Origin of the sequence: Pseudomonas sp. WS 5532, assembly GCF_012985445.1 — a bacterium.
GTDB classification, from domain to species: Bacteria; Pseudomonadota; Gammaproteobacteria; order Pseudomonadales; family Pseudomonadaceae; genus Aquipseudomonas; species Aquipseudomonas edaphica.
This window is the reverse complement of record NZ_JAAQWK010000007.1, coordinates 297,164-311,584: the sequence shown is the minus strand read 5'-3', so window position 1 is coordinate 311,584 and position 14,421 is coordinate 297,164. Positions and strand designations below refer to the sequence as shown.

The 14,421-nt window shown below is 60.3% G+C and carries 11 protein-coding genes; 2 read left to right on the top strand and 9 right to left on the bottom strand.

From position 1 onward, the window contains the following. Positions 1-31: 31 nt before the first annotated feature. The 5 genes from HBO23_RS15080 to HBO23_RS15060 form a co-directional block, all read right to left on the bottom strand. Positions 32-877, bottom strand: coding sequence for an NAD-dependent protein deacetylase (locus HBO23_RS15080; RefSeq protein WP_170038749.1), 846 nt, complete (start codon positions 875-877; stop codon positions 32-34). An 8-nt stretch (positions 878-885) separates the two neighbouring features. Further along, positions 886-1,326, bottom strand: a complete 441-nt coding sequence (locus tag HBO23_RS15075) for a CBS domain-containing protein (RefSeq protein WP_017135016.1) — start codon at positions 1,324-1,326, stop codon at positions 886-888. 132 nt (positions 1,327-1,458) lie between these two features. Further along, positions 1,459-3,408, bottom strand: coding sequence for a DNA topoisomerase III (locus HBO23_RS15070; RefSeq protein WP_170038747.1), 1,950 nt, complete (start codon positions 3,406-3,408; stop codon positions 1,459-1,461). Between the two features lie 221 nt (positions 3,409-3,629). After that, a complete protein-coding gene (locus HBO23_RS15065; protein WP_017135018.1) occupies positions 3,630-5,252 on the bottom strand; it encodes an MFS transporter in 1,623 nt (540 codons plus the stop codon). 65 nt (positions 5,253-5,317) lie between these two features. Beyond that, positions 5,318-6,964, bottom strand: a complete 1,647-nt coding sequence (locus HBO23_RS15060) for a GMC family oxidoreductase N-terminal domain-containing protein (RefSeq protein ID WP_170038745.1) — start codon at positions 6,962-6,964, stop codon at positions 5,318-5,320. A gap of 215 nt (positions 6,965-7,179) precedes the next feature. On the opposite strand from HBO23_RS15060, the gene HBO23_RS15055 reads away from it, so the two are divergent. Continuing rightward, positions 7,180-8,073, top strand: coding sequence for a LysR family transcriptional regulator (locus HBO23_RS15055; protein ID WP_017135020.1), 894 nt, complete (start codon positions 7,180-7,182; stop codon positions 8,071-8,073). 134 nt (positions 8,074-8,207) lie between these two features. Here HBO23_RS15055 and HBO23_RS15050 read toward each other — a convergent pair whose 3' ends face one another. The 4 genes from HBO23_RS15050 to HBO23_RS15035 form a co-directional block, all read right to left on the bottom strand. Further along, positions 8,208-10,067, bottom strand: a complete 1,860-nt coding sequence (locus tag HBO23_RS15050; RefSeq protein ID WP_170038777.1) for a DUF3857 domain-containing transglutaminase family protein — start codon at positions 10,065-10,067, stop codon at positions 8,208-8,210. A 174-nt stretch (positions 10,068-10,241) separates the two neighbouring features. Further along, complete coding sequence (locus HBO23_RS15045; RefSeq protein WP_170038743.1) at positions 10,242-11,342, bottom strand: DNA alkylation repair protein; 1,101 nt, start codon at positions 11,340-11,342, stop codon at positions 10,242-10,244. Between the two features lie 14 nt (positions 11,343-11,356). Then, positions 11,357-12,703: a glutamine synthetase family protein gene (locus HBO23_RS15040; protein WP_170038741.1), complete on the bottom strand. Its 1,347-nt coding sequence runs from the start codon at positions 12,701-12,703 to the stop codon at positions 11,357-11,359. An 11-nt stretch (positions 12,704-12,714) separates the two neighbouring features. Continuing rightward, positions 12,715-13,272 (bottom strand): XRE family transcriptional regulator, encoded by a 558-nt coding sequence (locus tag HBO23_RS15035; RefSeq protein ID WP_017135024.1) that lies wholly within the window; start codon positions 13,270-13,272, stop codon positions 12,715-12,717. 636 nt (positions 13,273-13,908) lie between these two features. On the opposite strand from HBO23_RS15035, the gene HBO23_RS15030 reads away from it, so the two are divergent. Next, complete coding sequence (locus HBO23_RS15030) at positions 13,909-14,367, top strand: transposase (RefSeq protein ID WP_099547842.1); 459 nt, start codon at positions 13,909-13,911, stop codon at positions 14,365-14,367. Positions 14,368-14,421 lie beyond the last annotated feature (54 nt).

Here is a 14,421-nt window from a genome sequence, read left to right as displayed (position 1 = left end):
AGCTCCCACAGTTGGATTTTCGGTGGTTTTGCTAACTCAGTCGTTCGGCGAGCAGGGGCAACAACCGCTCGCATGACGCCTGGATTTTCACCTGCAACAGCTCATCCCCACGGGTCTTGCCCAGGTTGATGGCAATTACCGGCTTGCCTTGCTCCACCATCGCCTTGCACAGGCGAAACGCCGAATAGGCCATTAGCGAAGAACCCACCACCAGCAGCCCGTCTGCATGCCCCACGGCGGCCATGGCCCTGGCTGCCGTAGCCGGTGCCACGTTCTCGCCAAAAAACACAACGTCTGGCTTCAAGCGCTCGCCATTGCAATGGGGGCAGCGAGGAACCTGGAAGCGTTCTTCAAAGGTCGGATCGAGCAGGGTGTCACCGTCGGGCGCCTGCACCGCGTGGACCTGCACCAGGTAAGGATTGTCGATTTCCATTTGCCGCTGAATCACATCGCGGGTACTGCGCTGCTGGCAGTCCAGGCACAGCACACGATGCAGGCTGCCATGCAGTTCGATCACATCATGGCTGCCGGCCTGATCATGCAGGGTGTCGACGTTTTGCGTGATTAGCCCGCTGATACGGCCACGCTGCTGCAGCGTGGCCAGCGCCAGATGAGCCTGGTTCGGCTGCGCAATACGCACCCGTGGCCAACCCAGCATGGCGCGTGCCCAATAGCGGCGACGCGCTTGCGCGGTGGCGAGGAATTCCTGGTACATCATCGGCGCCTTGCCACGGCGCACGCCTTCGCTGTCGCGATAATCCGGGATGCCCGATGACGTGCTGATACCTGCACCGGTCAAGACCAAAAAGCGTCGTTCAGCCATGGCCCGGTACAGGGTGTCGAGGTGATTTTCTTGATGGTCCAGCGTATCGAGCATGGGTTCCCCTATTCGCCGCGGATGTACTGCTCCAGCTGTTTGATCAAGTCGGTCTGTTCGGCAATGGCCTCTTTTACCAAGTCACCGATGGACAGCAGGCCCTTCAGTTCGCCGTCTTCGACCACTGGGAGGTGGCGCAAGTGACTGTCGGTCATGATGTTCATGCATTCTTCGACACTTTTATGGGTATCCACGGTGATGACCGGTGAACTCATCACCTCATGGACCTTTGTGGTAACCGAAGAGAGTCCCTTGAGGATGAGTTTGCGGGCGTAATCACGTTCGCTGATGATTCCGACAACCGCGCCGTCTTTGACCACCGGCAAGGCCCCGACGTTTTTCTCTGACATCCGCACCAGCGCCTCAAAGACCGTGTGGTCCCATTGAATGGTATGGACGTCCTGGTTCTTCTGGTCCTTGGCTTTGAGCAGTTGTGCAACGGTTTTCATGGCGGCCACTCCGGTGTTGTTATTAGGAAGTCAGCGAGTCCCTTACAGAATCCTAGACGGGCTACAGCGCCGCAAGGCCCAAAGCGGCGTTAAACCCGTCGAAAAACGTCATTCGCCGGATTATTTCGCTATTCAGCCGGCACTGTTCGGCTTTTTCGCCCGCTTTGGAGCGCCTGTCGTCTTGCGCGGTGCAGCCTTGCGCTTGTTTTTCCACGGCGTAGCACCTCGGCCTGCCGGGCTGGCTGGGCCGGTGATGGTCATGCGCATGCCATTGCAGCGTGCCACTTGTTTGCTCATCCAGGCCGCCTGCTTGGCAACGAATTCTTCCAGGCTCATTTCACCGCTTTGCACCATGTCCAGCGCCTGCTCCCAGATCGCGGTGGTGCCTGGGTCGGCAATCGCCCGAGGCACCGCGTCGATCAGGCTGAACGCCGCCGGAGTGGCTGACAGTGCCTTGCCGTTTTTGACCAGATAACCCCGGTCGAGCAAACCCTGGATAATCCCCGCGCGGGTGGCTTCGGTGCCGATGCCGGTGGTGTCCTTGAGCTTTTGCTTGAGCAGCGGGTCTTCCACCAGTTTGGCGACGTTTTTCATCGCTTTGATCAGGTCGCCCTCGGTGAAGGGCTTGGGCGGCTGGGTCCACAGGTCTTTGAGGTTGACCTTGGCCACCGCGTAATCCTGGCCTTGCACCAAGGTCGGTAAGGCCTGCGGTGCAGTAGCTTCACGGCCTTTGGCAGGCGCCAGCGCCTCGGGCAGGGCGCGTTTCCAGCCCGGCTCGATGATGACTTTACCTACCGCGCGCAAGGCTTGGCCGGCGCAGTCGAAATCCGCCTGGGTGCGATCGTATTCATGGTTGGGCAGGAACTGCGCCAGGTAACGCGCGCGAATCAGCGTGTAGACCGCACGGTGTTTGCCGGCCAGTTGCGCGACGTCCTTACCGGCACCCGTAGGAATAATGCCATGGTGCGCGCTGACCTTGGCGTCGTTCCAGGCCCGCGAGCGGCGTTGCGGGTCGATATGCGGCATCAACTCATTCACCGCCGCATCCGCGCGGGCCAGCGCGGCCAAGATCTTCGGCGCATCACTGTGTTGGCTGAGCGGCAGGTAGCCGCAATCACTGCGAGGGTAGGTGATGACTTTGTGGGTTTCGTAAAGGGACTGCGCGATGTCCAGGGTTTCCTGGGCGCCGAGGCCGAGCTTCTTGGAACAGATTTCCTGCAACGTGCCGAGGTCGAAGGGCAGGGGCGCCACCTCGCGCACGCGTTCGGTACGCAGTTTGACCAACCTGGCGCTGGCGGCGTTGGTCATCGCATCGGCAGCATCGCGAGCCAGTTGCGGGTTAAGACAGCGGCCTTGATCGTCGCAGGCATCCTCAGCGGCCCGCCATTGAGCCGTAAAGGTCATGCGCTCATGCCGCAAGTCGACATCAATGGCCCAGTAAGCCACCGGCACAAAGTCGGCGATGCTGCGGTCGCGGTCCACCACCAGGCGCAAGGTCGGGGTTTGCACGCGGCCCACCGGCAATACGCCTTGATACCCGGATTGACGCCCGAGCAAGGTAAACAAGCGACTCATGTTCATGCCGATCAACCAGTCGGCGCGTGAGCGGCCGAGGGCCGAGTGATACAGGCTGAAGGTTTCGGCGCCGGGTTTGAGGGCGGCGAGGGCTTTGCGAATGGAGGCGTCATCCAGCGCCGACAGCCACAAACGCTGGATCGGCCCGCGATAGCGGCAATGCTCCACCAGCTCCCGGGCGATCATCTCGCCTTCGCGGTCGGCGTCGGTGGCGATCACCAGTTCCTGGGCTTCCCCGAGCAAACGCTTGACGGCCTTGAACTGGCTGGCGGTCTTGGGCTTGACCAGCATCTTCCATTTTTCCGGCACGATTGGCAGGTCGGCCAGCACCCAGCGCTTGTATTTGGCGTCGTAGGCGTCGGGTGGGGCGGTTTCCAACAGGTGACCGATGCACCAGGTGACTGTGACCCCGTTACCCAGCCAGCACCCGTCGCCACGCCGACTGGCGCCGAGCACGGCCGCGATATCCTTGGCCTGGGAGGGTTTTTCACAGAGGTACAGCCGCATGGTCATCACATCAGATTGGGTCGATGCCTTGCAGGATGCTCAGTCAAAGGCAATTGAGCAACTGTTATCTGTATGGATGTACAGCAATTTGTGTGGTCAGCAGTCAGAAAAATGTGGGCACTAGCCTGCCTGCGATACGGACAACTCGGCACATCTGACACTCCGAGGTGATGCAATCGCAGGCAAGCCAGCTCCCACAGGGGGCTTCAGCGTTTTGAAGATCAGTTGTTATTGATATCCACGTTCTTGGTTTCTTTCAGGCAGAACAACCCCACAATCAAGCTCACGCCGGTCACCACCACCGGGTACCACAAGCCGTAGAAGATATCGCCGGTGTACACCACCAAGGCAAACGACACGGTTGGCAGGAACCCGCCAAACCAGCCGTTACCGATGTGGTAGGGCAGCGACATCGAGGTGTAGCGGATGCGCGTCGGGAACAGTTCCACCATCAGCGCTGCCAAAGGGCCGTAGCACATGGCGGCGATCAGGATCAGCACCACGATCAGCACCACCACCATCACTTTGTTGACCTGGGCCACATCCGCCGAAGTCGGGTAGCCGGCCAGGGTTACCGCGCCGCGCAGGGCCGCTTCATCGTAACCATCGATACGCACATCACCCACGCTCACCTGTACCGGGCTGCCGGCTGGCGCGGCGGCGCTGCTGTATGGCAGACCTTGCTTGACCAGAAAGGTCTTGACCTTGTCACACGGGCTGTCAAAACGCGCCTTGCCCACCGGGTCGAACTGGAAGGTGCAGGTGGCCGGGTCGGCCAATACGGTAATCGGCGCCTGGTGGCTGGCCTGGTCCATCGCCGGGTTGGTGTAATGCGCCAGCCCTTTGAAGATCGGAAAGTACAGTGCGGTGGCCAACAGCAAGCCGAGCATCAGCACCGGTTTGCGCCCAACCTTGTCCGACAGCCAGCCAAACAGGATGAAGAACGGCGCGCCGATCACTACGCTGATAATCAACAGCATATTGGCCAGGGCCGGGTCCATCTTCAGGAACTGCGTGAGGAAGAACAGCACATAGAACTGCGCCGCATAGAAGGTCACTGCCTGCCCGCCGTTGATACTGAACAGCGCAATCAGCACCACCTTGAGGTTTTCCCATTTACCGAAGGATTCGCGGATCGGCGACTTGCTGGCCTTGCCTTCCTCTTTCATCTTCAGGAATGCCGGCGACTCATGCAGGCTCATGCGGATCCAGGTGGAAATGCCCAGCAGCACAATCGAGAACAGGAACGGGATGCGCCAGCCCCACACCTCGAACTGGTCGCCGGTGAAGTAACGGCAAGCCAGTACCACCAGCAGCGAGAGCAGCAAGCCAAGGGTGGCCGTGGATTGAATCCAGCTGGTGTGCAGGCCGCGTTTGCCGGCCGGTGCGTGCTCGGCCACATAGGTGGCTGCGCCGCCATATTCACCGCCCAACGCCAGGCCTTGCAGCATGCGCAGCACGATCAGAATGATCGGCGCCGCAATGCCGATGCTGGCATAGGTCGGCAATAGCCCGACACAGAAGGTCGCGACACCCATCAGGATGATGGTGACCAAAAACGTGTACTTGCGCCCGATCATGTCGCCCAGGCGGCCGAACACCAACGCGCCGAACGGCCGCACCACAAAGCCTGCGGCAAAGGCCATCAAGGCGAAGATGAACGCCGTGGTGTCGTTGACCCCGGCAAAAAATTGCTTGCTGATCACCGCCGCCAGGGCGCCGTAGAGGAAAAAGTCGTACCACTCGAACACCGTCCCTAAAGACGAGGCGAAGATGACTTTCCTTGATTCGCTGCCGGTGCTCGCCTTGACGGCCGAGCCCAGGGGTTGAGCATGTTCTGACATCGGGTATCCCTCACAGTGATTATTTATTGTTGTTCCACTGTCGGCGCCGGGTGCGGCGCCGCTATTCAGATTGCATGAACCGTTTCTCTCTGCGGGGCGAGACTCCTTGTGTTCGGCGAAAGCATCAGCTGCGCTGCCTTTTCCGCAATCATCAGTGTAGGTGAGCAGGTGTTGCCGGATGTAATGCGTGGCATCACCGAGGCATCGGCAATACGCAGGCCCGGCACGCCATGTACGCGCAGTTGCGCATCGACCACTGCATCTTGGTCATCGCCCATGCGGCAAGTGCCCACCGGGTGGAAAATCGTCGTGCCGATACGCGCGGCGGCTTCATGCAGTTGTTCTTCGGTTTGCAGCGCGTCGCCCGGCAGGTATTCCACCGGCTTGAACTGGCTCAAGGCCGGTGCGGCGACGATGCGGCGGGTCAGGCGGATCGCGTCGGCGGCCACGCGCAAATCTTCGGGATGGCTGAGGTAGTTGGGCCGTATCAGGGGTGCATCCGCCGGGTTGGCGGAGCGAATATCAATGCGGCCACGGCTTTGCGGGCGCAGGTCGCACACCGACGCGGTGAATGCCGGGAAGGCATGCAACGGCTCGCCAAAACGCTCCAGTGACAGCGGCTGCACATGGTATTCAAGATTGGCCGACGTCTGTTCCGGGCCGGAGCGGGCGAAGGCGCCGAGCTGGCTGGGCGCCATCGACAATGGGCCGCTGCGGTCATACAGGTAGCGCAGGCCCATGCCCATTTTGCCCAACAGGGTGCCGGCGATCTGGTTCAAGGTGCGTGCGTTTTCCAGCTTGTAGATCAGCCGCAGTTGCAGGTGATCCTGCAGGTTGCCACCGACACCCGGCAGTTCATGCAGTACGTTGATGCCCAATGGCTTGAGCACAGTGGACGGGCCAATCCCTGAGCGTTGCAGGATGCCCGGCGAGCCGACAGAACCGGCGCACAGGACGATTTCCTTGCGTGCCTTCCAGCTCAGTTGTTGCCCATGTTGACGCCCGACCACGGCCGAAGCACGACCGTTTTCCAGCACTACACGGTCGACTTCCACTTCGGTCAGCACGGTGAGGTTGGGGCGCTGGCGGATCGGCTTGAGAAACGCCTTTGCCGCGTTCCAGCGCACCCCGGCCTTTTGGTTGACCTGGAAGTAGCCGCAACCTTCATTGTCGCCCTGGTTGAAATCGCTGATCGGCGCGATACCACTCTGCGCCGCCGCATCGCGAAAGGCATCGAGGATCGGCCAGTGCAGTCGCTGTTGCTCCACGCGCCATTCACCGCCGTCGCTGTGAAATTCCGAGCCGCCGGCAAAATGGTTTTCGCTCTGTTTGAACAGTGGTAGCACGTCTTTCCAGGCCCAGCCGGGGTTGCCTGCGGCGGCCCAGCCGTCGTAATCCTGGGCTTGGCCGCGCATATAGATCATGCCGTTGATGGACGAGCAGCCGCCCAGCACTTTGCCGCGTGGGTAACTCAGTGCACGGCCTTGCAGGCCTTCCTGGGCTTCGGTCTTGAAGCACCAGTCGGTGCGCGGGTTGCCGATGCAGAACAAGTAACCGACGGGGATGTGGATCCAGGGGTAGTTGTCGCGGCCACCCGCTTCGAGCAGCAGCACGCGGTGGGCGGGGTTGGCGGACAATCGATTAGCCAGCAGGCAGCCTGCGGGGCCGGCGCCTACGACAATGTAATCGTATTCAGCAGTTGCAATGGGCATCTGAGGTCTCGCTTGTTTTTCTTATTGGGCCCATCCTAGTTGTTAGTTTTCGTCTTAAAAATGTTAGTTTTTACCCAGCTGCTGTGCGTTTTTAAACAGCGGCACTTAAACCTCGAAGCAACGTTATGCCTGTGGCGAGCGAGCTTGCCACAGTAAGCGCCAGCCACAGGTGCCGGGCCAGGCATTAGAAGGTACATTTGTCCAAGGGAGGCGACATGTTCGACTGGAATGACCTGCGGTTTTTTCTTGAGTTGCAACGCAGCGGCCGCCTGCTCACCGCTGCACAGCGGCTGAAAACCACGCACGCTACCGTGGCCCGGCATATCGAGGCCATCGAGAAAAGCCTCGGCACCGCGCTGTTCGTGCAGCATGCCCAGGGTTACGAACTGACGCCTTCCGGTGAAGCCCTGCTCAAGCACGCCGAGGCCATGGAAAACGTCGCGTTGCTGGCCGAAGACGAACTCACCCATTCCGCTGCGCCGCTGGGCAAGATCCGCCTTGGCGTGGCTGAGGGGTTGGGCGTGATGTTCCTCGCCAGCCGCATGGGCGGGCTGTTCGAGCGTTATCCAGGGCTGGAAGTGGAACTGGTGGCGGTGCCGCGCTTTGTGAGCATTCTCAACCGCGAAGCGGAAATCAGCATCCACCTCGAACGCCCCAGCGTTGACCAACTCGTCACGCGCAAACTCACCGACTACCGCCTGGCGCTCTACGCCAGCCGGGCTTATCTTGAGCGCAACCCGCCGATTGAAAAACGTGAAGACCTCGCCGCCCATGCATGGATCGATTACGTGGATGACCTGCTGTTCAGCCAGGAACTCAAGTTCCTCAGCAGCTTTTGCCGCAACCCGAAAGTGGTGTTCCACAGCACCAGCGTGATTGCTCAACACCAGGCGGCGCGTTCGGGATTGGGCATTGCGGTGCTGCCGTGCTTTATGGCTGCTGGCGACCCGGACCTGGTGCCTTTGCTGCCGGCAGAAAGCATCCAGCGCAGCTACTGGATCAGCTCGCGCCGGGAGCTGCACAAGTCAGTGCGGTTGCGGGTGTTGTGGGATTATGTGGTGGAGTTGTGTGCGCGGGAGCAAAGCTTGCTGTTAGGCGAAACCCACTGATGAAACCGGATAAAAAATGTGGGAGCTGGCTTGCCTGCGATGAGTCCCTGTCAGTCAACTTATTTGTTGAATGACACACTGCAATCGCAGGCAAGCCAGCTCCCACATTGGGTTTGTGTTGTGTCAGTGAGGGGTTAGAGCTTCACCACCTGATGCACCTGTTCAGCACACGCCCGCGCCTCGTCAATCATCTTGCCAAACGCTTCACTGGCGACTTCTGCATGGGGCAGCCAGCGTATCTTTTGGCTCAGGCGATAGTGATACTGCAGGCCGTCATCCGTGCGCTTGCCATCCAGATCCAGGTCATACCAGGGCGAGCGCACCTGGCAGCCGGGGATGGCTTTTTCCATCTGCCCACCGGTCAGCGTGAAACGGTAGTCGTAGGTTTCGGGGTTGCCCAGGTAAAGGTCGGCTTGTTGATCATGGCGACGGTAGTTGATGAAACCATCCCAACGGCCTTTGAGTGACTCGTCGGTGTAAACGTAGTCGTTCGCGAGCTTTTCCAGCGCGCGCTGGTCGTTCATGCTGGCGTTGACGGTGTAGCCGTCGTGCACCACGAAGGCGGTGGGGTGGCGGGTGATTTTGCAGTCGCTGATTTCGTTGCCAAAGTTGCCGCAGATGTTCTGGTCGGTGGCGGTGGTGCCTTGCTGGCGGTCGGCGACGCTCATTTGCATCAGCGGCAGGCGGCTGAAGGTGATGGTGGCCTGGGTGGCGCCATTGCCTTGTTTGTCGAAGTGCACTTTTTTGTCCAGGCGCAGGGTAGTTTCCGGGCGTTCCAGCGGGATCTGTTCTTCGCGTACCTGGCCCTGAGCATCATTGACCAGTACCCAGCGGTCCTGGATGTCGGGCAGGGTCTGGCCGGGGGCGAACACCGGGTTGGTCGGGTCGAGCCACCAGACCTGGCCATCGACTTCGGCACGCACGATGGCGTGGTTCGCTGCATTGGTGCCGGGGATCAACAATGAGAACGCCACGTCGCCACGGCTGACCCAGGCGGTTTCGGCCTTGATGCCGCTGGCCTTGAGCATGGCGGTCAGCAGGATCGCCAGGTCTTTGCAGTCGCCATAACCATGCTGCTCGATTTCCGCCAGGTTGAACGGCACATAACCGCGCTCGGTGGCGCGCCAGTCGCCCAGGTAGCGGTAGTGATCGTTGATGTGCTGCATCAGCGCTTCGACCTGTTGTGCCGGCGCCAGGTTGCGTGCGGCAGCTACGGCTGCGGCCGCTTGCGCCGGCAGGTTGGCGCCGAGGATCTGGTTGTAACGCTGGGCGAAATCACCGAAATACGCCTGGCGCTCCAGGGCGCTGCCCACTTCCAGGCGCGGGATGCGTTGCAGCGCGGCGCTGGAGGATTCGTTGATGTAATTGAGATAGGTCGGTTTTTTTTGCACCACGTCCAGGGTTTTGCCGTTGGCAGATGCCGTTACTTTGAAACCGTCGAACAACTCACTGCGCCACTGGATCGGGCGCTCGGCGGTAAAGCGCGCCTTGACGTGGTCGCGCCGGAATGCGCTGGGGCCAAACATGATTGCGTAGTGAAACTGGGTCACCAACGGTTTGGCGGCGCGACGTTCGCGCACGGTGTAGCGAATTTGCGTGCCTACGCGCAGGTTTGGGAAGGCCAGCGAGGTTTGCTTGTAGCGGCTGAAGCCCTGGTCCGGGTTGGGCGCGGTGCGCGTGTCGATTTGCGCGGCGTCCAGCGCGACCGGCTTGGCGCCTGGTTGGGTGGATTGCGCGCTGATCACTTCAAAGGTGTCGCCTTCGGAGTAATCGAAGTCGATGCGCGAGAGCATTTCGCGGCCGTTGGGCTTGAGGATGGTGTAGTGCTGGGTGGTGGTGCAGTCGGTGCTGGCGTCGCGGTTGAAGTGGCAGTGCAGCTCGGTGTCGCTGGCCAGCGGGGCTTCGGTCATGGGTTGCAGGGCGGCACTGACACCGTGGGAAACCAGCCCCAGGCTCAGGGCAAGCAAGGGTCTTTGAAACGAAAAACGATACAAACGATACAAACGGTACAAACGGTACATGGGCGCCTCGGGTGACACAGTGGAACAACTACCCGATGGGTAGTGAGAAGGCGCCGGATGATAATGGATCGCAACAACAAAAGCCAGGATTGTCTGACAATTAATGTGTCTGAAAGGCCCGTTCTAGAGCCTTTTGGTTGATTTTTGTCAGGGTTTTAGCAGTTCAAATTCGGCACTGGCGAGCTTTTCGCCGTTCACCAGCACATGCACCCAGTGCTTGCCTGCGTAATGCTTGCGCGTGGTCAACTCACGAATATGTTGTTCGCGGCGGATGCTCTGATGTTCGCCCGCGCCCAGGGTAAATGCCTTGAGCTTGAACACTTTGGCCGCGCTATGGCCGGCACTTTTTACGTAGTCGATGGCGTAGTCGACCACCAGCTTCTGCGCGGCGGTGGCGGTGGATTCCAGACTGAACGACAGGTTGATCCGCTCGCCCAGGTTGATCACCGCCGGTGTGACCTTCAGGTGGTGAATGTTGACCTCGGCCCTGGCGCCGGCACCCATGATCGTGAGTGCGCGGGGATTGCCTTGCTTGATCAGGCTGCGCAAGGCGTGCCGGGCGATCCAGGCGGTGTGCGGGTTGTCCAGGTTCCAGCCTTCGATCAGGCTGAGCACCCATTCCGGGTGGTCCTTGGTGATGTCGTTGAGGTGGTTGGCCACCGACTTGCGCACATACAGGCTGCTGTCGGCCTTGAGGTTATCCAGGATCGAGGCGCACAGCTGCGGGTTGGCCTGCACCGCCGCCAAGCGAAAGGACCAGGGCAGGCGAGGGCGCGAGCCTTCACTGGCAAGGCGCCGCACATGTTCGTTGGCGTCCAGCGACCACTGCTGCATCACGGCCAGGGTACGCTCGAAGTCGTTCAACAAGAATGGGCGAATGGCGAACTCGGCCGAGCCAAACACGGTGAAGTATTTGAGCGCGGCCATGGAGCGCTTAAAGTCACTTTGCCCGTAACTGGCCACGTAGTGCGGCAGAAACAGGCACACAAATGAACTGTTCAGTCGCGGAGCCAGCGCATGCAGCAGCTTGAGGGTGTGCGCGTAATCCAGTGGGATTACCGCATGCAGGCTCTCACTGACCCGCGCCATGCGCTGCATTACCGACAACTCGGCCAGCCCGGCTTTGGCGTGCTTTAGAAACCCTTTTGCATCAAAGGCCGGGTACACCGCTGTCATTTCACTGGCGATGTGTTGCAGGCGTTCGACGTTGAAGATTTCCTTGAGGGCCGGGGCGCTTTGGTCGGTCATCGGTGATTCCATGGCTAGAGAAACCAGCGGTATTCCCGCGCGTTGATCTCTTGTTGAAAGGCCAAGTGGTCCTGGCGTTTGTTTTCGCAGTACACGTCGATAAATTCGGCGCCCAGCTTATCGCGCAATACCGCTTGATGCTGCATGGCGCGTACGGCATCGAGCATTTCCAGGGGGAAGTCAGCGCCGCTGTTACGGTCCTCATTCAGCGGGGCGATGGGTTCTTGCCTGGCTTCAAGGCCATGCTCCAACCCTGCCAGGATCGCTGCCAGCACCAGGTAGGGGTTGGCATCGGCACTGGCCAGGCGGTGTTCGATGCGCAGGTTGCGCGGGTCGGAATCGGGAATACGCACGCACGCGTCGCGGTCTTCAAAGCCCCAGTTGGCACGCGTTGCCGCGTTCACGGTGCCACCCAAGCGGCGGAAGGCGTTGTGGTTGGGCGAGAAAATCGGCATGCAGTGCGGCAACAATTCCAGGCAACCGGCCACCGCGTGGCGCAGCGGTTGCTGCTGGTGCGCCGCGAGTAAATTATTGCCCGCGCCGTCATACAGGCTGACATGCACATGCATGCCGCTGCCGGGAAATTGCAGGTAAGGCTTGGCCATAAAGCTGGCGCGGTAGCCATGCTTGAGTGCCACGCCACGCGTGCTGCGGCAGAACAGCGCGGCCCAGTCGGCGGCGCGCAGGCCGTCGTCGCAGTGGCCGAAGTTGATCTCGAACTGGCCAGGGCCGAGTTCGGCGGTGATCACCGTGATGTCGATGCCTTGGGCCTGGGCGGTTTGCGCCATGTCGTCGAGCACTTCGCTGAAGCGCGACAACCGCTCGATGTGCAGGTTGGGCTGGTCGTCAGCGTCATCACTCAGCGGGTCGCGGGCAAATTGCGGCAGGCCGTCGTCGAGTTTTTTATCGAACAGGTAAAACTCCAGCTCAAACGCCACCACCGGGTGAATCCCCTTGTGCTGCAGGCGCTCCAGCACCTTGGCCAGGACTTCACGTGGTTCAAACTCGATGGGCGCTTCAGTGCCATCCGAGGTGATCAGCATCTGCCCCAGCGGTTGCGCTTCCCAGCTCACCGGCTTGAGCGTGCCCGGCACCAGGCGGCGATTGGCATCCGGGTCGCCGTCGTGGAAGCAATAGTCACCAATTTTGAACAGCCCGCCCTGGGCGCCCAGCAGCACGGCATTTTGCGGCAGCTTCAACGGGCTGCCGGCGGCGACTTTTTCGAGCATCTCCACCGGGTAGCGCTTGCCGTAGAAATGCCCGGGAATGTCCAGGGCGATCAGGTCGACGTAACGCACCTCGGGGTGGTTCTGGCGAAAGGTCCGTACTTCGGCCAGCAACGTGGAGGGTTGGCTTTTCACGGGTGTTGCTCCTAGTTGTAAACCCACAATACGCGGGCGGGCAGATCAGTCAGGTTGGCGTAGCGGCAATGGGCAAAACTGGCCAGGTGGAAGCTGTCGCCTTGGCCGAGGGTGACCGAATCGGCTTCACCTTCCACCCACAGCGTCAGCTCGCCCTCCAGTACAAAACCGGCCTGTTCGGCGCGATCGCTCATGGTGTGCTCGCCACTGTTGGCGCCGGGCGCCAACAGGCTGTCGAGCATCGAAAAGGCGCCGTGCATGCTTGGCGAAACCAGAATGTCGGTGATGCCATTGGCGTAATACACCGTGCGCCGCTCGTTGGGGCGTGTGACCCAGTCGACGGCCTTGGGTTTGGGCAGGCTGTAGAAGTAGGTGGTGGGCACATCCAGGGCGTGGCTGATGGCAGTCAGGTCGGCCACAGTAGGGCGTGACAGGCCGCGTTCGACCTGAGACAAAAAGCCCACCGAACGCTCGATTTTTTGCGCGAGTTGGGCGAGCGTGAGTTTCTTGTGCTTGCGCAGATCGTGGATGAGCACAGCCAGGGCGTCGAGTTCTTGTTGTTGGTTCATGAAATTTATGTCGAGAAATTTCATGAAAAATTACACGGATTATTTCACGGTGGCAATGGGTGTGGCATAGCTTTTGTGGCGAGGGAGCAAGCTCCCTCGCCACAGTGGGGGGCGTGACATAGTGGGAAACTGAATGGTCCGAGCCAGTTGCGGAGGGTGTTTTATCAGCGCACACCTGCTGCCTAAGCTTTTGTGGCGAGGGAGCTTGCTCCCGCTGGGCAGCGAAGCGGCCCCAATCGACCCACCGCGTTGGTTCAGGCGGTACTCGGCCAGCCTTTTTGGGGCTGCTGCGCAGCCCAGCGGGAGCAAGCTCCCTCGCCACAGTGGGGGGCGTGACATAGTGGGAAACTGAATGGTCCAGGCCAGTGGTGGAGGGTGTTTTATCAGCGCACACCTGCTGCCTAAGCTTTTGTGGCGAGGGAGCTTGCTCCCGCTGGGTCGCGAAGCGGCCCCAATCGATCCACAGCGTTGGTTCAGGTGTTACTCGGCCAGCCTTTTTGGGGCTGCTGCGCAGCCCAGCGGGAGCAAGCTCCCTCGCCACAGTGGGGGGGACATATTGGGAAACTGAATTGAACGGAGGTATTGCTGTGGCTTGCTAGGGTGAATGGATCATTCATTCAATCGCAGAGCAAAGGATTGCTTCAGAAACCCAATTCTCACCTATTGCGACGTGGCCGTTATTCAGAGGCGGGTCGGGCTTACTTGGTAACTGCTGTGGTCTATCAGCGCCGCCCGGTGTTTGCCAATTTTCGCTTGGGGCGGTTGTTGGTGGCAGAGTTCAAACAGGCTCATGACCTTGAGATGGTTAACTCTTTGGCTTGGGTCATCATGCCAGACCATTTCCATTGGCTATTTGAACTCAGAGCCGCATCGTTGCCGCAAGTGATGAAAAGGGTGAAGTCGCGCAGCACATTGACCATCAATCGAGCCTGTCATGCACGGGGCGCGTTCTGGCAGTGCGGGTACCATGATCGCGCAGCGCGCGCTGAGGAGGATCTTATAAAGATCGCACGCTACATAATTGGCAACCCATTGCGCGCTGGGTTGGCTGAACATATCGGCGATTATCCGCTCTGGGACGCAGCCTGGTTATAGACCCGGCGCCCTTGTGGCGACGGAGCAAGCTCCCTTGCCACAGGAAGGGTGCAA